Source organism: Phenylobacterium sp., assembly GCF_031425575.1.
Taxonomy (GTDB): domain Bacteria; phylum Pseudomonadota; class Alphaproteobacteria; order Caulobacterales; family Caulobacteraceae; genus Phenylobacterium.
Genome location: NZ_JANPJP010000338.1, coordinates 1 through 17981, shown reverse-complemented (window position 1 = coordinate 17981; position 17981 = coordinate 1). Strand labels below are relative to the sequence as shown.

General features: G+C 68.1%; 17 protein-coding genes. 8 read left to right on the top strand and 9 right to left on the bottom strand.

Features of this window, described 5'->3' with window-relative positions; genetic code table 11:
* Positions 1–275 (bottom strand): hypothetical protein (locus RMO97_RS18640; RefSeq protein WP_310542509.1); only part of this gene is annotated, 275 nt, incomplete at its 3' end.
* 136 nt (positions 276–411) lie between these two features.
* Between RMO97_RS18640 and RMO97_RS21605 the strand changes: the two genes are divergently transcribed.
* The 5 genes from RMO97_RS21605 to RMO97_RS18615 all read left to right on the top strand — a co-directional run bounded on the left by RMO97_RS21605 (position 412) and on the right by RMO97_RS18615 (position 6052).
* Entirely contained in the window at positions 412–612 is a 201-nt protein-coding gene (locus RMO97_RS21605; protein WP_409035337.1) for a LytTR family DNA-binding domain-containing protein, read from the top strand.
* A 230-nt stretch (positions 613–842) separates the two neighbouring features.
* Positions 843–1538: a response regulator transcription factor CtrA gene (gene ctrA / locus RMO97_RS18630; RefSeq protein WP_304819868.1), complete on the top strand. Its 696-nt coding sequence runs from the start codon at positions 843–845 to the stop codon at positions 1536–1538.
* Positions 1539–1682: 144 nt separating this feature from the next.
* Positions 1683–4088, top strand: coding sequence for a M20/M25/M40 family metallo-hydrolase (locus tag RMO97_RS18625; protein ID WP_310542507.1), 2406 nt, complete (start codon positions 1683–1685; stop codon positions 4086–4088).
* Between the two features lie 23 nt (positions 4089–4111).
* The gene (gene arsC, locus RMO97_RS18620; RefSeq protein ID WP_310542506.1) at positions 4112–4462 is read left to right on the top strand and encodes an arsenate reductase (glutaredoxin); all 351 of its coding nucleotides are present in this window, start codon (positions 4112–4114) and stop codon (positions 4460–4462) included.
* Between the two features lie 222 nt (positions 4463–4684).
* A complete protein-coding gene (locus tag RMO97_RS18615; protein WP_310542505.1) occupies positions 4685–6052 on the top strand; it encodes a M23 family metallopeptidase in 1368 nt (455 codons plus the stop codon).
* Here the strand turns inward: RMO97_RS18615 and RMO97_RS18610 are convergent.
* The gene (locus RMO97_RS18610) at positions 6049–6447 is read right to left on the bottom strand and encodes a DoxX family protein (RefSeq protein WP_310542504.1); all 399 of its coding nucleotides are present in this window, start codon (positions 6445–6447) and stop codon (positions 6049–6051) included. The genes RMO97_RS18615 and RMO97_RS18610 overlap by 4 nt on opposite strands.
* A gap of 202 nt (positions 6448–6649) precedes the next feature.
* Here RMO97_RS18610 and RMO97_RS18605 point away from each other — a divergent pair, with 202 nt between their 5' ends.
* A complete protein-coding gene (locus tag RMO97_RS18605; protein ID WP_310542503.1) occupies positions 6650–7882 on the top strand; it encodes a TetR/AcrR family transcriptional regulator in 1233 nt (410 codons plus the stop codon).
* Between the two features lie 81 nt (positions 7883–7963).
* Positions 7964–9490: a carboxylesterase family protein gene (locus RMO97_RS18600; protein WP_310542502.1), complete on the top strand. Its 1527-nt coding sequence runs from the start codon at positions 7964–7966 to the stop codon at positions 9488–9490.
* On the opposite strand, the gene RMO97_RS18595 is transcribed toward RMO97_RS18600, so the two are convergent.
* The 6 genes from RMO97_RS18595 to ubiG form a co-directional block, all read right to left on the bottom strand.
* Complete coding sequence (locus RMO97_RS18595; RefSeq protein ID WP_310542501.1) at positions 9487–9639, bottom strand: hypothetical protein; 153 nt, start codon at positions 9637–9639, stop codon at positions 9487–9489. The two genes, RMO97_RS18600 and RMO97_RS18595, sit on opposite strands and share 4 nt — an antisense overlap.
* Before the next feature lie 173 nt (positions 9640–9812).
* Positions 9813–10895: a Zn-dependent alcohol dehydrogenase gene (locus RMO97_RS18590; RefSeq protein WP_304774665.1), complete on the bottom strand. Its 1083-nt coding sequence runs from the start codon at positions 10893–10895 to the stop codon at positions 9813–9815.
* Between the two features lie 210 nt (positions 10896–11105).
* Entirely contained in the window at positions 11106–12029 is a 924-nt protein-coding gene (locus RMO97_RS18585) for an alpha/beta hydrolase (RefSeq protein ID WP_310542500.1), read from the bottom strand.
* 75 nt (positions 12030–12104) lie between these two features.
* On the bottom strand, positions 12105–13727 hold the full coding sequence (locus RMO97_RS18580; RefSeq protein WP_310542499.1) for a long-chain fatty acid--CoA ligase: 1623 nt from the start codon (positions 13725–13727) through the stop codon (positions 12105–12107).
* Between the two features lie 70 nt (positions 13728–13797).
* Positions 13798–14601 carry an FkbM family methyltransferase gene (locus RMO97_RS18575; RefSeq protein ID WP_310542498.1) on the bottom strand — a complete coding sequence of 268 codons (804 nt, stop codon included), beginning with the start codon at positions 14599–14601 and terminating at the stop codon, positions 13798–13800.
* 26 nt (positions 14602–14627) lie between these two features.
* Positions 14628–15374, bottom strand: coding sequence for a bifunctional 2-polyprenyl-6-hydroxyphenol methylase/3-demethylubiquinol 3-O-methyltransferase UbiG (gene ubiG, locus RMO97_RS18570; RefSeq protein WP_310542497.1), 747 nt, complete (start codon positions 15372–15374; stop codon positions 14628–14630).
* A 115-nt stretch (positions 15375–15489) separates the two neighbouring features.
* Here ubiG and RMO97_RS18565 point away from each other — a divergent pair, with 115 nt between their 5' ends.
* Positions 15490–16740: an aspartate kinase gene (locus tag RMO97_RS18565; RefSeq protein WP_310542510.1), complete on the top strand. Its 1251-nt coding sequence runs from the start codon at positions 15490–15492 to the stop codon at positions 16738–16740.
* Here the strand turns inward: RMO97_RS18565 and RMO97_RS18560 are convergent.
* Positions 16737–17981, bottom strand: a 1245-nt coding sequence (locus RMO97_RS18560) for an MFS transporter (RefSeq protein ID WP_310542496.1), incomplete at its 5' end; no start/stop codon positions are given. The genes RMO97_RS18565 and RMO97_RS18560 overlap by 4 nt on opposite strands.

Below are 17981 nucleotides of genomic sequence, written 5' to 3'. Positions count from 1 at the left end.
ATCGGCCGCGCCGATCGCGCGGCTTTCGCGAGGGTTCCCCGCCCGGCGAAGGCTGCGATGGCGCCGATGGCCAGACCGCCAAGGGCGATGGCCAGGACCGGGTGGGCCTTCACGTGGTCGCGGAAAGTCGGCTTGGCCTTGAGCTCGACCCCGGCCAGGGGATCGCCGGTGACGGCGTCATTGGCGGCGCCACCGAGGGGGGCGGATCCGGCCTCCAGGTCTTCGCTGAGGACGGGGGCGAGGCTGACGCGGTCGTTGGTGTAGGAGGCGGGCATGGGGCGGCCTTTCGAGTTCAAGGGCTTCGACCCGTCCAAACTCCCCAGGCGTCCGGCTGTTCCGTTAAAATGGGGACCGTGGCCGTCGACCTGTCGGCGCTTGGCCCCCTATGACCTCCGATCGAAATTAATCTTGATGCGGCTTTCGGACGCGGTCTCGCGCACCGGCCGCGAGGGCCTTCAGGTCCATAGATCTTGGTGGGTGGCGAAGGGCGCGATCAGCCACGTGATCCGAGACGGCCGCAACCTCAGACTCAAGCTATTGAACGGACTCGAGGTTCCGGTCGCACGCCGCGCTGTCATACGCCTCAAGGACCTCGACCTGGACGCCGGCTGACGAACGCCCGCCGTATGGCCAAGCCTGTCCAATCACAAAAGATTCACCCCGCCTGCGACTGTCCGGCCGGAGGCCGCGCTTGCTGGGGATTCCGAAATCGAGTTAACGATTCGGTCAGAGGCCTTTCACCATTAACCGGTCTTAAATTAACTCGCTGGCAAGGTAGCCGTGAGGGACGACGTGGATTCCGAAGAATCCAATTTTAAGCGCGGGCGGTTCAGGAGAATTTTATGCGCGTACTGTTGATCGAGGACGACAGCGCTACTGCGCAGAGCATCGAGTTGATGCTCAAGTCGGAAGGCTTCAATGTCTATACGACGGACCTTGGAGAAGAGGGTGTGGATCTGGGCAAGATCTACGATTACGACCTCATCCTGCTAGACCTGAACCTTCCCGACATGAGCGGCATGGACGTGCTCCGCACGCTGCGGGTCGGTAAGATCAACACCCCGATCATGATACTGTCGGGCTCCGCCGAGATCGACACCAAGGTCAAGACCTTCGGGGCCGGCGGCGACGACTACATGACCAAGCCCTTCCACAAGGACGAGCTGGTCGCCCGCATCCACGCCGTGGTCCGCCGCTCCAAGGGCCACGCGCAATCGGTCATCAAGACCGGCGACATCACCGTGAACCTCGACGCCAAGACCGTCGAAGTGAATTCCAGCCGCGTCCACCTGACCGGCAAGGAATACCAGATGCTGGAGCTGCTCTCGCTCCGCAAGGGCACCACCCTGACCAAGGAAATGTTCCTCAACCATCTCTACGGCGGCATGGACGAGCCCGAGCTGAAGATCATCGACGTGTTCATCTGCAAGCTGCGCAAGAAGCTGGCCGCGGCCGCCGACGGTAAGCACCACATCGAAACCGTCTGGGGTCGTGGCTACGTGCTGCGTGACCCGCAAGAGACCGCCGTCGCGGCCTAGACCGCAAGCAATCCACGTCCAGGAATTCAGCAGAGCGCCCGCCCTCACCGGCGGGCGTTTCTGTTTGCGCCTCACGCGTGCCGGGATTTGCCTCCCAGGGGGGCAAGCCGCTAACGTCCGCCGCCTGTCGCTGGGGGAGCGTTCATGTTGAGAAAAGATGTCCTGGTGGCCGTCGTCCTGGCGGTCGCCCTGATCGCGGCGGCGGTGGCGGACATGACGCCCAGGCCGCTTGGCGTGGATGCGCCGGCCAACGTCTTCTCCGCCGGCCGCGCCATGGTCGACAACCGGGTGATCGCCAAGGCCCCCCACCCCACCGGCTCGCCCGCCAACTACGCGGTGCGCAATTACCTGGTCAGCCGCATGACGCAGCTGGGGCTGTCGCCGCAGATCCAGCGCATCGACGCCTACCAGGAGCGGCCGGGCAAGGAGCCCCTGGTGATCGGCGGCGTGGTGGAGAACGTCATCGGCGTCCTGCCGGGCAAGGACCGCAGCGCGCCGGCCCTGGCCCTGATGGCCCACTATGACAGCGTTCCAGGCTCCCCCGGGGCCGCCGACGACGCCGCCGGCGTGGCGGCCGGCCTGGAAATCATGCGCATCCTGAAGGCCCAGGGCACGCCGGCCCGCGACGTCGTCCTGCTGCTCACCGACGGCGAGGAGGCGGGCCTGGTCGGCGCGACGGGGTTCTTCCAGAGCCATCCCCTGGCCCGCCGCATCGGCTTCGTCATCAACATGGAGGCCCGGGGCGGCGGTGGTCCGGCCAACATGTTCGAGACGGCGGCTGCCAACGGCGCGGTAGTGGACATGTTCCGCAAGGTGGCGCCGTCGCCGGTCTCCAGTTCGCTGACCGTCTATCTTTACAAGCAGCTCCCCAACGACACCGACTTCACGGTGCCGCGAAAGGCCGGGATCGCCGGGTTGAACTACGCCTTCATCGCCCGGCAGTTCGACTATCACTCGCCGGTCTCGACGCCGGAAAACCTCAGCCAGGGCAGCCTGCAGCACCTGGGCGACGAAGCGCTGGCCACGGCCCGCGAAGCCGCCTTCGCGCCGGCTCTGCCCGGCAAGGCGCCTGACAAGGTCTATTCCAACACCCTTGGCTCCTATCTGTTGGCCTACCCGCCCCTGGCGGGCTGGGCCGTACTGATCACGACGCTCGCCCTCATGGCGCTAGGCGTCTGGCGCGCGCGGCGGGCGGACGCCTTCGTCTGGGCCGACGTCGCCAAGGGCGCCGGGGCGGCGCTCTACCTGCTGCTGACCTCGGCCACCCTCTTCATGCTGGCCCGCCGGGTGACCGGAGCCGGCTTCGGCTTTTACGACCAGGCCAAGCTGCTGGCCAATGTCCACCTGTGGGAGTTGGCCCTGTTGGTGGTGGGGATCGGCGCCCTGCTCTACACCGCCGCGGCGGTGGGCCGGGGACGCATGCGCCTGGCGGCCGCCGGCCTAGCTCTTCTGGCCGGCTTCCTGTGCACGGCCGTGTCCGGCTGGAACCTCATCGGCTTGGGGATCGGTGGCGCAGGGGCCGTCGTCGCCCTGCTGGCCTTCGGACGGCCTGCGGGCGTCGCCGGAACCTGGACTGGGGTGCTCGGCCTGGCCTTCCTCGCCGCCCTCGCGCTGCAGATCATGGCCCCTACCGCCGCCTTCCTGATCGCCTGGCCGCTGGCCTTCGGCGCCCTGGCCGGCGCCGTCAGCGGCATGGGGACCTGGCGGTCCATCGCCGCGCCGATCCTCGTCGCCGTCCTGGCGGCGGTGGGCCTGCAGTGGGTGCTGAGCTACGCGCACGGGGTCTTCATCGGCATCGACATGGTGGAGGTCCAGGCGCTGTTCGTCTGGCTGAGCGCCCTGCTGCTCTGGCCGCTGATCCAGGCCGAGCCGGAGGAGACCCGCCCGCGCACCGTGGCTCTGATCGTCCTGGCGATCGGCTTCGCGGTGGTCGGCCTTGTCCGGGCCGTCCCCCCGTGGAGCGCGCGCCATCCGCAGCCGGCCATCGTTGTCTATGTCGTCCAGGGGGCCACGGGCCAAGCCAAGCGCTTCAGCCTGGCGCCCAACCCACCGGACTGGGCGCGCACCGTCCTCAAGGCCGACGGCGGCCATATCGTGAAGGATGTCGCGCCGGGCGGTTGGCGCGGTTCGCCCGGGGACGTCCTGTCGGCCTGGGCCAAGCCGGTGACCCCCATGCCCCCCGCTGTGATGCTCAACCGCGTCATCGACGGTTCCCTGAAGGTGAAGATCGTGCCGCCGGCGGGCGCTCGGACCGTGACCCTCGACATCCGGCCGACCGGCAAGCTGACTAACGCCACGATCAACGGCCGCCCGGTCAAGCTACTCACCGAGCCTGGCCAGTGGAACCGGATCTATTGGCAGGGCGCGGCCGAGGGCGTGGCGGTGGGCTTCCGCGCCAAGGGCCCCGGGGTCATAGACACCCGCTACACCGCCACCACCGAGGCCTGGCCGGCTGACGCCAAGCCCCTGCCCAAGATGCCGCCGAAGGTGTCGGGGAACTCGATCTCGGGTTCCACCATCGTCACGGGCGAGCAGCGGTTCACCTGGTAAGGCGGAGAGGCTAAAGGAAGCCGATGAGCGACATCACCATCTATCACAACCCCGCCTGCGGCACCTCGCGCAACACCCTGGCGCTGCTCCGCGAAAAGGGCCTGGACCCGACCGTCGTGGAATATGTGAAGGTCGGCTGGACCCGGGATCAGCTCCACGACCTGACCAAGGCCATGGGGGTTGGCGCCCACGACATCCTGCGGGTCAATGGCACCCGGGCCGATGAGTTGGGGCTGAGCGATCGCGCCGCCTCGGACGAAGCTCTGTTCGCCGCCATGATCCTGGAGCCGATCCTGGTGAATCGGCCTATTGTCGTAACATCGAAGGGGGCCGCCCTATGCCGTCCGGCGGAACTCGTGCTTAGTCTTCTGTAGAGGAGGCGTGGTTAAGCAACCCGGGTGACGAGATGTCGCCGCATTCCCGGTGGATGAACGCCCTCCGTGACAAATGGACCAGTCCACGGTGGTGTCACATACGGTTAACCAAGGGGGGTCACGATGGCCCGGCCTGCGTTTTGCTGGCCTACCTGCCAGATGCGCCATTTTGAACTTGCCAAGGTCAAGCTTGGCTAGAGCGATATTAGTAACGGGGGCACGATGCACGAGTTCGATCCGAGACGGCCGACCCTGCGTCTTGCGCCCCGCCTGCTGGTCGGTGTGGCCGGTTTCGCCGCCCTGGCTCTGGGCTGGAAGCTGACCGCCGCCGAGGCCACCGCGCCGACGCCCCCCCCGCTTGACCCCGCCGCCATCTCCGCGCTGCAGCACGCCGCCTTCACCCAGGCCGAAGCGCAGCCCGGATTCACTCGACCCGAGAACGTCGCCGTCAGGATTCAGCCCGGTGAGACCTTTGAGGCCGCCGTCTTGCGGGCGGGCGTCGCCCCCGACGACGCCCGCCAAGCTGTCCAGACCCTGGGCGAGGCCATGGACACCGTCCACATCAAGGCAGGGCTCGCCTTTGACGCCGCCATCGCCAAGCCGCGTGGCGAGCGTGGGCCGGCGCGCCTGATCGGCCTGTCCCTGCGCACCGGCCCCGCCACGGCGGTCACCGTCTCACGTACCTTCGACGGCGCCCTGCGCCTGCGGGAGATGGAAGAGAAAATCCGCGACGAGACCACCGTCGCCCAGGGCGCCATCACCGGATCCCTGTACGAGAGCGCCTCGCGCCTTGGGGCCACCTCATCCATCACCGCCCAGATGGTGAAGCTGTTCTCGCACAAGGTGGACTTCGACCGCGACATCAAGCCGGGCGACAAGTTCGAACTTGTCTTCGACCGCAAGGTCACCGAGAGCGGTCGCACCGTCGAGACCGGCGACCTAGAATATGCCGAGATCAAGGGCATCCGCTTCTACCGCTTTGAGATGCCCGACGGCGAGGTCGAGTACCTCGATGACGCGGGCAAGAACATCAAGGGCTTCCTGCTGCGCACCCCGGTGGACGGCGCACGGATGACCTCGACTTTCGGCATGCGCCGTCACCCGATCCTGGGGTTCAACCGCATGCACCAGGGCATCGATTTCGGCGCGGGCTCAGGCACCCCCGTGCTGGCCGCCGGCGACGGCGTGGTGGTGGAGGCCCGTCGCTGGGGCGGCTACGGCAACTGGCTGCGCATCCGCCACGCGGGCGGCTGGGAAACCGGTTACGCCCACCTGTCGCGCTACGCCAAGGGCCTGAAGCCCGGCCAGCGGGTACGCCAAGGTCAATTGGTGGCCTATGTGGGCTCCACCGGCGCCTCGACCGGTCCCCACCTGCACTACGAGACCTGGATGAAGGGCCGACGCGTCAGCCCGATCGGCGCCAAGGTGCCCACCGGCACTGTCCTGGCCGGCGCTCAACTGGCCGCCTTCCGCGCCAAGAAGGCCCATATCGACCAGCTTGTCAGCCGCCGGGAGGCGGAGGCCTCGGAGGGCGACACCCGGAAGCTCGCCTCGGCGGATCCGATCAGAGTCGCCGGTCTGCGGCGCTAGAGCCGCCGCCAGGGGAACAGGGACCGCAGCCGCGCGTCGCGCAGCCAGAGTCCGCCCCAGGCCATCACGGCCAGGTAGACGCCGAACAGGATGTGGCTGACCAGCGGGCTCCCGACCCGCAGGTGGGTTTCGACCGCCCCGCCCATATAGGCCGTCACCAGGATCGCCCCCAGCACTGCGGTGCGGGGATAGAGGTACAGCGCCACGCAAATCAGCTGGATCTTCCCCAGCAGCCGCGCCTGGTCGGTGGGTAGGCCCAGCTGCCGCGAAGTCTCGGCCACCACGGGCAGGTCCAGCAGCTTCATCGTCAGGTCCATCAGCATGAACGCGACAAACAGGCCGCTGAGCAAGCGACCGGTCCAAAGCATGGCTTTCGGAGTGTCTATGGTGGTCATGGAAGGCCCTTCCTCTTCCGGCATCCCCCGACGGTCGCCGGGCGTTTCAAGGCGCTTCCTCAGGACGAACGAAGTCGTGGGCAGCCGACAATACCATCATGACTTCCGCGCAACGGCCTCGCCCGGGCGTCGCTGCGCCGCTTTTCCGACGCGCCCCGGCGCTCTAAGGTCTGGCTTAAGTCTCTGTCGGAGCAACGATTCCATGGCCCCCGCCGCCAACCCCTCCAAGGTGCGCGCCCGCTACGCCGCCAAGCGTGACGCGATCATGGCGGCCGCCACGGAGGTCTTCAAAGACCGTGGGGTTTCGGGTTTCACCCTGGCCGCGGTGGCCAAGATGATGGACCTGCACCCCGTCAGCCTGACCTACTACTTCAAGCGCAAGGAAGACCTGGCCGCCGCTGTCCTGCACGACACCATCCGGCGCTGGGACGCGATGCTGGACGAGGCGTTCCAGGAGATCGAGCCCGCCGCCCGACTGCGTCGGTTCTTGGCCGCCTATTTCGAGGTGCGCCGTCTGATCCAGCTGGGCGAACAGCCGCCGCTGGCGCCCTTCAGCGAGATCCATCTGATCGAGGGCGACCAGCACCAGCCGCTCATGGACGCCTTCCGAGAGCTCTTCGTTCGGATCGGCCACTTCGGCAAGACCGACGCCCTGCCCTGGATGACCCGCGCCCGGCGCGCGGCCCTGGCCCGCCTGATCGTCGACCAGCTGGGCTGGGCCGACGCCTGGCTGGCCCTGTATGAGCCCGGCGACTACGCCCGCGTGGCAGACCGGATCGCCGACACCTTGCTGAGGGGCCTAGCGAGCGAAGGTCAGGTCTGGCCGGACCTGCCGCTGCTGGCGCTGGGCTCCCCCGTCGCTCAGAACGACGAGGTGACCCGGGAACGGTTTCTGATCGCCGCCACCAACCTGATCAACCGGGAGGGCTATCGCGGCGCCTCGGTGGACAAGATCTCGGCCCAACTCAAGGTCACCAAGGGCTCGTTCTATCATCACAACACCGACAAGGATGAGCTGGCCGCCGCCTGCTTCCAGCGCACCTTCGACCTGATCGACGAGGCCCGGAACCGTGCTGGCGAACAGCGCGACGGCTGGCGGCGCATCTGGCTGGCGGTCTGCTCCCTGATCCATCACCAGGCCTCGGGTGAGGCGGGCCGCATGTTGCGCCACCATGCCATGGCGGCCGTCCCCCGCCCCATGCGCCGCAGGCTGCGTCTGCGCTTCCAGCAGATCGCCCACGCCTTCGCTGGCCTGATCAGCGACGGTGTGGCCGACGGCTCGATCCGTCCGGTGGACGCCCTGCTGACCGCCCAGATGCTGATGGTGGCCTTCAACAGCGCCAATTCCATGGACCCCGTCCGCCACCCAGGCTCCACGCTCCGGGTGATGGAGGACTATGCACGGCCGGTGCTGATGGGCGTCTTCACCGAATAGCCGCCGACGTTGCCATCTTACCATACCCTGGCGCAGAATAACGTCAGGGGCCGGTAGAGCCCTCGCTCAGGAGGAAGCTCAATGGCCGACGACATGGCGCCCGCGCCGCTCACACGCACCTCAGTGGTCAAGACCAGCAACGGACCGGTCCGCGGCTGTGTCGAGGACAGCCTGCAGGTCTTCAAGGGCCTGCGCTATGGCGCCCCGCCCACGGGAGAGCACCGCTTCAAGCCGCCACGGCGGCCCGCCTCCTGGACCGAGGTCGCCGAGGCGGTCAGCTACGGCGCGCCGGCCATCCAGTCGGGCATGGCGCCCGGCGAGCGGGGCTCCTCCGCCGGCGATCCGCCCGCGCCCGACGAGCCCGGCTCCTCCGAGGACTGCCTGTTCATCAATGTCTGGACCCCTGGCCTGGACAGCGCCAAGCGGCCGGTCATGGTCTGGCTGCACGGCGGCGGCTTCGCCAACGGCTCGGGCGGCGCGGCCATGTACGACGGCGGCGCCCTGGCCAGGAAGGGCGACGTGGTGACCGTCACCGTCAACCACCGCCTCAACGTCTTCGGTTACCTGCACCTGGGGGACGTCTTCGGTGCCGAATATGCCCAGTCGGGCGTCGCCGGCATGCTGGACATCGTCCAGGTGCTGGAATGGGTGCGCGACAATATCGAGACCTTCGGCGGCGACGCCTCAAACGTCACCATCTTCGGTGAGAGCGGTGGCGGCTGGAAGGTCTCGCTGCTGATGGCCATGCCGGGCGCCGCAGGGCTGTTCCACAAGGCCATCATCCAGTCGGGCCCAGGCCTGCGAGGCGCCTCCAAGGCCGATGCCGGCAAGACCGCCCAGGCCTATCTGGACCTGCTGGGGGTGAAGGACGCCACCGGCCTGGCGGCCATCGACACCGAGACCCTGAGCCGCGCCAGCGTCAAGGTTGGCGACCGCATGCGCGGCTTCACCCCGGTGGTGGACGGGGTCGCCCTGCCCCGCGACCCCTTCGTCCCCGACGCCCCGGCCATCAGCGCCGACGTGCCGGTGCTGATCGGCACCAACAAGGACGAGAGCACCCTGTTCATGATCGGCGATCCGAGGTTCGGCGAGCTGACCGAGGAGGACTTGGCCAAACGCTCCAAGGCCGCGGCCGGGGACAAGGCCGAGGCCCTCGTCGCCGAACTGCGCAAGGTCCACCCCGACTATTCGCCCACCTATCTGGTCAGCGCCGCCCAGACGGCCACCGGCATGTGGCTGGGCTCCATCACCATCGCCGAGCGCAAGGCCGCCCAGAAGGCCGCGCCGGCCTATGTCTACATGCTCACCTGGGAGACACCGGTGTCCCGCGGCCGGTTGAAGTGTCCCCACGCCCTGGAAATCCCCCTGGTGTTCGACAATGTCGAAAAGGCCCGCAACTTCGTGGGCCGGGGCGACGAGCCGCAGGCGGTGGCCGACCAGATGTCCTCCGCCTGGCTGGCCTTCGCCCGCACCGGCGACCCCAATGCGACCGGCCTGCCGGCCTGGGCGCCCTATGACGCCGACACGCGCGCCACGATGCTGTTCGATGTCGAGAGCCGGGTTGAGAACGATCTCAACGCCGGGGTGCGCAAGGTGCTGCAAGCCTAGGCGGCCCTATCCTTGACGGGGTCCGGCGGGAGGGAGTCCAGCACCCGCCGGATCATCTCGACATCGGTGATGATGGGCGGCGGCTCCCCGAACCGCGTGTGCCAGATGAAGGCTAGGCGCAGGAGCTCGTGGTCGGACTCGTCGGCCATTGGGTTGCTCCTCAAGGGGGTACCCGGACCTAACCCCTCGCATCCCCTCCAGTTTCCGTGGCTCCCGCCTTTATTTATGGAATACAGCGGCTTAACCCTAACGTCGAGGCCCAACCACGAAAAAGGCCCTCCCGCGAGGGAGGGCCTTCTGCATACTCGGATCGCCGAAGCGATCAGTCGAACATGATGACCGAGCGGGCCAGTCCGCCCTTCTTCATGTCGTCGAAGCCTTCATTGACCTGTTCCAGCTTGATGCGCTGGGAGATCATCTCGTCGAGCTTCAGCTTGCCCGACATGTACATGTCCACCAGGCGCGGCATGTCCACCGGGAAGCGGTTGGACCCCATCATCGAGCCCTGAAGCTTCTTCTCGCCCAGGAAGGCGGCGCCCATCAGGGTGATGGTCTGGCCGACCGGGATCATGCCGATGATGTTGGCCGTGCCGCCGCGGCGAAGCATGTTGAAGGCCTGCTCGGCGGTCTTGGACAGGCCGATGGCCTCGAAGGAGTGGTGCACGCCGCCCTTGGTCATTTCGAGCACTTCCTTGACCGCGTCGGTCTGAGAGGCGTCGATGAAGTCGGTGGCGCCGAACTGCATGGCGAGATTGTGCTTGGAGCCCACGTTGTCGATGGCGATGATCCGGCCAGCGCCCGCGATGGACGCGCCGTTGACCGCCGCCAGGCCGACGCCGCCCAGGCCAATGACGGCCACGGTTTCGCCCGGACGGACGCTGGAGGTGTGGATCGCGGCGCCGACGCCGGTCATCACCGAGCAGCCGATCAAGGCGGCGCGGTCCAGCGGCATGTCCTTGCGGATCGCGACGCAGGCGTGCTCGTGGATCAGCATCTGCTCAGCGAAGGAGGACAGGTTCAGATACTGGGCCATCGGGCCGTTGGCGGCGCTGAGCCGGGGCTCCTCGTCCTTGTCGCGCTTGGTCTCGGGCGAGACGCAGAGCGACAGGTGGCCGGTGAGGCACTGATCGCAGTGGCCGCAATAGGCCGAAAGGCAGGTGATGACGTGGTCGCCCACCTTCACCGTGCGGACTTCGGAGCCCACCTGTTCGACGACGCCGGCGCTCTCATGGCCGAGAACGGTCGGAAGGACGGTCGGATACGAGCCGAGCATGAAGTGCAGGTCGGAATGGCAAAGGCCGGCGGCCTTGGTGCGGATCAAGACCTCGTGGGGACCCGGCTTGTTGATCTGGACGTCTTCGATCTGAAGCGGCTTACCCACTTCGCGCAACACTGCGGCTTTCATCCTGGCGTTCCCCGAACAGCGCCCGATTGATCCGGGCGGATTATCGAAGTCTGGGTATGCCCAAGACTTCCGAGAGGCAGACCTTATCGCCGTTCAGATGACGTGCGCCAAGGGAAATTGGGTTTGCTGGGGTCCGGTCGTCAAAGCTCAGACCTGCGCCGCGGCCGCCGCCGTCCTGGCGAGAGACCCGGCATCACGCAGACTTGTTCGTCAGGCCGCCATCGCGGCCCCGGCCTTGGGTTTGGCGAGCCACGAACGGTCCGGCCACCTGGGCCAGCCGAGCTTGAACGCCGAGCGCCTCGGGATACAGGCCTCAAGGGTGGCCAGCAGGTCCTCGGCCGGGCCGTCGTTCAGGAAGTGGTTGGCGCCGATCACCCGTTCAAAGCGCATGGGTCTGCGGGTCCGAGTCTCGGCCACCAGCTTCTCGGCCAGTTCGAAGGGGGCGAAGTCATCCTTGTCCCCATGCACCACGTGGACGGGAACCTTCAGCCGCCGTAGCGCAGCATGCATGCCTTCCAGCTGACCGGCCTGGTTGGTGACCTCGAGAACCGCATGCCGGACGTCGCGTGGGATGATCCTGAGTATCCGCGCACCGACATTCAGCAGCCACGCGGCGGTCGGGCCAGGCTGGCCATAGTAGCCCGACAGCAGCACCAGGCCCGCCACCTTTCCGGGGTGGGCGGAGGCCATCAGCGCCGCGATGGCCGCACCATAGGACTGGCCCACGAGCAGCACCTTCTGCCCGGGCTTGGCCTGCAGCAGGGGGCTCAAGGCGAGGGCCTGGTGCCCAATGTCGCCGACATATTCCACCGGCTCGGATCCCGCATACCCGGGGCGGTCCACCACCACCATCTCCCGGTCCTGGGGCAGGGCGGCGATGGCCGGGGCCCAGTACTCGGCCCACGACGGGGCGCCGGTGACGACGACGATCTTCCAGGGAGCGGGCCTGGCGCGAGGGCTTTCGATGGCCGACAGCCTCCAGCCCAGACCGCCGCCCGCGGCGAAGCTGATCCGCCGCACCACGGTGTCAGGATAATCATCGGCCACGGGCACGTGTTCCTGCCGGCCCCAGACAGCGGATTCCGCCACGGCCCAGGTGATCTCCAGAACGCCCTTGGGTCGTCTACGCGCCACGCTCGATACTCCGCCGCTCTGACTCAACTGGGGTCTGAACGCGGGATGGCAAGGCGGGTTCGGGCGCGCGGCCGCTTAGTTTGGCGGGGCCGTGCTCAACTGGTCACGCAGCTCGCGCTTGAGCACCTTTCCGGTGGGACCGATCGGCAGGGCCTCGACGATGCGGACCTCGTCGGGCGTCCACCACTTGGCGACGCGGGCGGCGACGTGGGCCTTCAGCGCCTCCGGGTCGGCGGTCTGGCCCGGACGCAGGGTGACCAGCAGCAGGGGCCGCTCGTCCCACTTCGGATGCGGCACCCCGATGGCCGCGGCCATGGCCACGGACGGGTGGGATGACACAGCGTCCTCCAGGTCCAGGGTGGAAATCCACTCTCCCCCCGACTTGATCACGTCCTTGGCCCGATCGGTCAGCCGCAGATAGCCCTCGGCGTCGAGGGTGGCGATGTCACCGGTGTCAAACCAGCCGTCGTCGGTGAAAGCCTGGGCGCCTTCATTCTTGAAATAGGCGGACGACACCCAGGGACCGCGCACCTGCAGGGCGCCCGGGCTGGCGCCGTCGCGGGGCTGCTCGGCGCCGTCGTCGGCCAGGATGCGCATCTCCACCCCCCAGAGCCCCCGGCCCTGCTTCAGCTTGCGCGCTGTGGCTGTCGCTGGGTCCTCGCCGGCGTGGGTCGGCAGGGCGGTGTTGATCACCCCCATGGGGCTGGTCTCGGTCATCCCCCAGATCTGCCGGACCGTGGCGCCGACCTGGTCCTCGATGCGGGAGATCAGGGCCGCGGTCGGCGCGGAGCCGCCGACGGCGACCGTGCGCACCGTGGTGAGCTTCTGGTTCGTCTGATCGAGATGATCCAGCACCCCGATCCAGATCGTCGGCACGCCCAGCAGGAAGGTGGCCTTTTCCGCCACCGCCAGTTCGCAGATCGAGGGGCCGTCGAGATGTCGGCCCGGCAGGATCAGCTTGGCCCCCACCAGAGGCGCGCCATAGGGGGTGCACCAAGCGTTGGCGTGGTACATCTGGGCGCAGGGCAGGACAGCGTCCCGCGCCCCCAGGTCGAAGGCGTCCGGCTGCACCATGGCCATGGCGTGCAGGACGGTCGCCCGGTGCGAATAGAGCACCCCCTTTGGATTGCCCGTGGTCCCTGAGGTGTAGCAGAGGCCCGAGGCGGTCCGCTCGTCCAGCTCCGGCCAGGTGAAGTCCGGCGTATTGGCGGCGATCAGCTCCTCATAGACCAGGGTCCCGGACGGCGCCTCCGTGGGCAGGTGTGCACGGTCGGTGAGGGCGACGAAGGTCTTCACCGTGGTCATCTTGGGGGCGAGCTCGCCCACCAGTTCGCCGAAGGTGATGTCGAACAGCAGGACGCTGTCCTCGGCGTGGTTGGCCACCCAGGCCACCTGGTCGGGATGCAGGCGGGGATTGATCGTGTGCAGCACCGCCCCGATGCCGCTGACCGCATAGTAGAGTTCGAAGTGGCGGTGGGTGCTCCAGGCCAGGGTCGCGACGCGGTCGCCGCGCTTCACGCCCAGGGCCGTCAGGGCGTTGGCCATCTGCTTGGCGCGCAGCAGCGCGTCGGCATAGGTGTAGCGGTGGATCGGCCCCTCGACGGTGCGCGTCACCACCTCCCGGTCGCCATGATAGGCCGCGGCATATTCCAGGATGGACGACAGGTTGAGCGCCCGGTCCATCATCAAGGCCAGCATCGCTGTCCCCTCCCCAAATTTCGTTGTTGGGGTGAGGTTTAGGACGTTAGGCCGGTGGCGCGCTAGGGGCCTAGGCCGCCATCCGCGCCTTGAAGACCCCATCGGGGAGTTTCGCGGCGCGGCTGGGGTGGACGAAGAAGTAGTCCTTCCAGGGGAGGTTTGGCACCACCGTGGTGCGTTCCTCCAGCCGGTCGCCGTTCAGGGCGAACATGCGGTAGCCGCGTGAGCGGAACATATCCACCACCGCCTCGGCCGTGCCGCCGAAGCGAGCCTCCAGCATGGCCGGGTGGATTTCCAGCAGCACGTGGGGGCGGTCGCGATCGATGATCTCCAGCGCGCCGGTGAGCGCCTTCTGCTCCGCGCCCTCGATATCCATGCGGATGAAGTCGACCCGGCTGACGCCGTGGGTCTCGCAGTAATGGTCCAGGGTCACCACCGGGGTCGGCTGCAGCTCGACGCCGACATCCTCCAGGTCGGGGCGGATCTTGCCCTCCGGCGCGGCGTCGGAGACGAAGGCGTAGGCGCGGCCCATGCGGCCCGAGGTCTTCTTCGGGGTCACCAGCAGCATCTCGCCCGGCGCGTCGGACACCGCGGCGTGGATCGGCGTCACCTGCTTGGAGATGCCGTGCCAGGCGAGGCAATGCTGCAGCACCTCGAAGGTGAAGGCCGAGGGCTCGAAAGCATAGATGCGCGCGTCGGGCGCCACCTGGGTCATCACGTAGGAGTGGCGGCCGTCACTGGCGCCGACATGCAGGCATACCGGGGCGCCGGACAGCAGGTCAGCCAGATACGGCGTCTCCGGCTCGTGCTTGGCCCACTTCATATTGCGCCGCCAAGCGCGGAAGGCGTGACCGAGCACGCGTATCGAAGCCATGTATTGGTCCTTTGAACGGGCCGTGTTTACGACGCGTCGCGGGTGACAGTCATCATGTAGTTGATGTCGCAGTCTGATGACCGGCACCAACGCCCATTCATGGGGTCATAGGCCACCCCGAACGGCCCCTGAACCTGCAGCTTCTCATCCTTGAGGAAGCCGCGCAGTTCGTCGGGCTTGAGGAACTTGGTCCAGTCGTGGGTGCCGGCAGGCAGCCAGCGCAGCACATATTCAGCGCCGACCTTGGCCAGGGCGAAGGCCTTCAGGGTGCGGTTGAGGGTGGCCACGATCATCAGGCCGCCGGGGGCCAGCAGGCGCGAACAGGTCCGCAGGTATTCCCCTGGATCGGCCACGTGCTCGATCACCTCCATGTTGAGGATCACGTCGAAGGGGCCCGCCCCTTCGACCTCCAGGCCCTCGGCCGTACCGGCGCGGTAATCGATGGCAAGCTTCTGCTCGGCGGCGTGGGCGCTGGCCGTGCCGATGTTGCGCTCCGAGGCGTCGACGCCGGTGACGGAAAAGCCCAGGCGGGTCATCGGCTCGCTGAGCAGGCCGCCACCGCAGCCGATATCCAGCAGCCTCAGACCCTCGAAGGGCTTGCGGGCCTGGCTGTCGCGGCCGAAGCGGACAAGGGCCTGATCGCGGATGAAGGCCAGGCGCACGGGGTTGAACTTGTGCAGCGGCGCGAACTTGCCCTTCGGATCCCACCATTCGGCGGCGATGCGGGAGAAGCGTTCGACGTCTGCGGGGTCGATGCTGGAAGCGACGGTCATGGGCCTCCTTCTATCCGCCAACCGGGCTCACGCGAAGCCCGGCGTTGCTCCGGGGGCCGAGCGTCGCTAGAACGCGGCCCTTCCCTCTCCCCTCAAGGAGCTTGTGACCACGCCCATGTCCCGGCTGGTGATGAAATTCGGCGGTACGTCCGTCGCTGACCTCGAGCGCATCCGGCGCGTGGGTCGGCTGGTGGCCGCCGAGGTGGCCGCGGGCCATCAGGTGGCCGTGGTGGTCTCGGCCATGTCCGGCAAGACCAATGAGCTGGTGGCCTGGACCGACGGCGCAGGCCCCGCGGCGCAGGGGCTGGAGCCCTCCGACGACGAGTACGATGTCGTGGTGGCCTCGGGCGAACAGGTGACCGCCGGCCTGCTGGCCATGACCCTGCGCAACATGGGTATCCCGGCGCGGTCCTGGATGGGCTGGCAAATCCCGATCATCGCCGACGACGCCCACGGGCGCGCCCGCATCGACGACGTTCCGTCCGAGAACCTGATCAAGGCCATGGACAAGGGACAGGTGGCGGTGATCGCCGGCTTCCAGGGCGTCACCCGCGACGGCCGCATCGCCACCCTCGGCCGCGGCGGGTCCGACACCAGCGCCGTGGCGATCGCCGCGGCGGTGAAGGCGATCCGCTGCGACATCTATACCGACGTCGACGGCGTCTATACCACCGACCCGCGGATCGAGAGCAAGGCCCGCAAGCTCAACAAGATCTCCTACGAGGAGATGCTGGAGATGGCGTCCCTGGGCGCCAAGGTGCTGCAGACCCGCTCCGTCGAACTCGCCATGGCCCAGAACGTGCCGGTGCGAGTGCTGTCCAGTTTTGTCGAGCCCGGCGAAGCGCCCGGCCAAGGCACCACCGTGTGCGACGAGGAAGAGATCATGGAAAAGCGCATCGTGAGCGGGGTCGCCTATAGCCGCGACGAGGCCAAGATCACGCTGTACGGCCTGCCCGATCATCCGGGGGTGTCCTCGGAAATCTTTGGGGCCCTGGCCGACGCCAACGTCAATGTGGACATGATCGTCCAGAGCCACGCCCGCACCGCCGACACCGCCAACATGGAGTTCACGGTGGGCAAGCGCGACGCCGCCCGCGCCGTGGAGATCGTGCGCGCCGCCCAGCCGAAGATCGGCTTTGAGGACGTCAAGGTGAACGAGGACGTCGCCAAGGTCTCGGTGATCGGGGTCGGCATGCGCAGCCACACCGGGGTCGCCAAGACCATGTTCGGCGCCCTGGCCGAGAAGGGCGTCAACATCCAGGTCATCTCGACCAGCGAGATCAAGATCAGCGTGCTCATCGACGCGGCCTATACCGAGCTCGCGGTGCGGGCCCTGCACGCGGCCTACGGGCTGGACCAGCTCTAGCGGAGACGGGCCAAGCGCCGCGCGGTCCAGACGCCGGCCAGCGCCACCGGCAGGGCGGCGACGAAGACCCAGACGCCGGCCGACTTGGCCGTCGCCTCGCTGAGGCCGTGCGAGAAGCCCACCAGATTGGCGACGGCGCCGGCCATGGCCGCGCCGGCGGCTGAGCCGGTCAGGCGCACCGTGGTCATGGCCGCTGCGCCGATGGCCCGCTCCTCGTCCGGCAGGGCTTGCAGGATCGCCTGGCTCATGAAGGCCCACGACAGGCCAAAGCCCGCGCCCAGGGCCGCCCCGGCCAGGACGATCCCCAGTACCGAACCGGTGGGGAAGACCAGCGCGCTGGCGCCCACGCCCAGGGTGGCCAACGCCGCGCCGGCCAGGATCATGCGTCCCGGCCAGCGCCCGGTGAGATGGGCGACGGCCAGACCCGCGAGGGTCCAGGCCGCCGCCTCTCCCGCGATCACATAGCCGGCGGTCAGGGCAGACAAACCGGCGAGCTGCTGCAGAATCGCAGGACCGTAGATGGCGTAGCCCATGGAGGCGGCCGTCAGCAGGAACATGCTGGCGTAGCCCGATCCCGGGACGGTGCGCAGGGAGCTCGAGCCCCTGGGCAGCAGGCGAACAAGAGCGCGCTCGTCCAGCCAGACCATGGCCAGCAGGAAGCCGACCCCGACGGCGGTCAGCACCGCCGAGCGCCCGAAGGTCCCGGCGACGTCGGCCGCACCGATGGCCACCACTCCGGCGGCGATCAGGCCGAGTTGACCCCAGGCGACGCCCTGGCCGCGCTGGCCGTCCTGGCCCTTGGGCAGCATGGCGAAGGCGGCGATGGCCACGGCGACGGCCTGGACGGCGAAGAACCAGAAGACCCCGCGCCAGTTGCCGGCGTCGGCGAAGACTCCGCCGATCATGGGTCCCACCAGGCTGGCGATCCCCCAGACCCCGGTGATGGCGGCATAGACCCGGGGCAGCAGGCGGTTGGGGAACAGCAGGCCGATGGCGACGGAGCAGAAGCCGGTGACCCAGCCGCCGCCGATCCCCTGCAGCAGGCGGCCGATGAGGAAGCTGGCCATGTCGGGGCCCGCGGCGCTCAGCGCGCAGCCGAAGGCGTAGAGCAGGGCCGCGCAGGCCGTCGCGCGGCGAAGCCCATAGCGCTGGGCCAGCAGGCCCGAGCTAGCGCCCGCCAGCACCGAGCCCAGCAGGTAGCCCGCCGTGGCCCAGCCGAAATAGGCGTAGCCGCCCAGGTC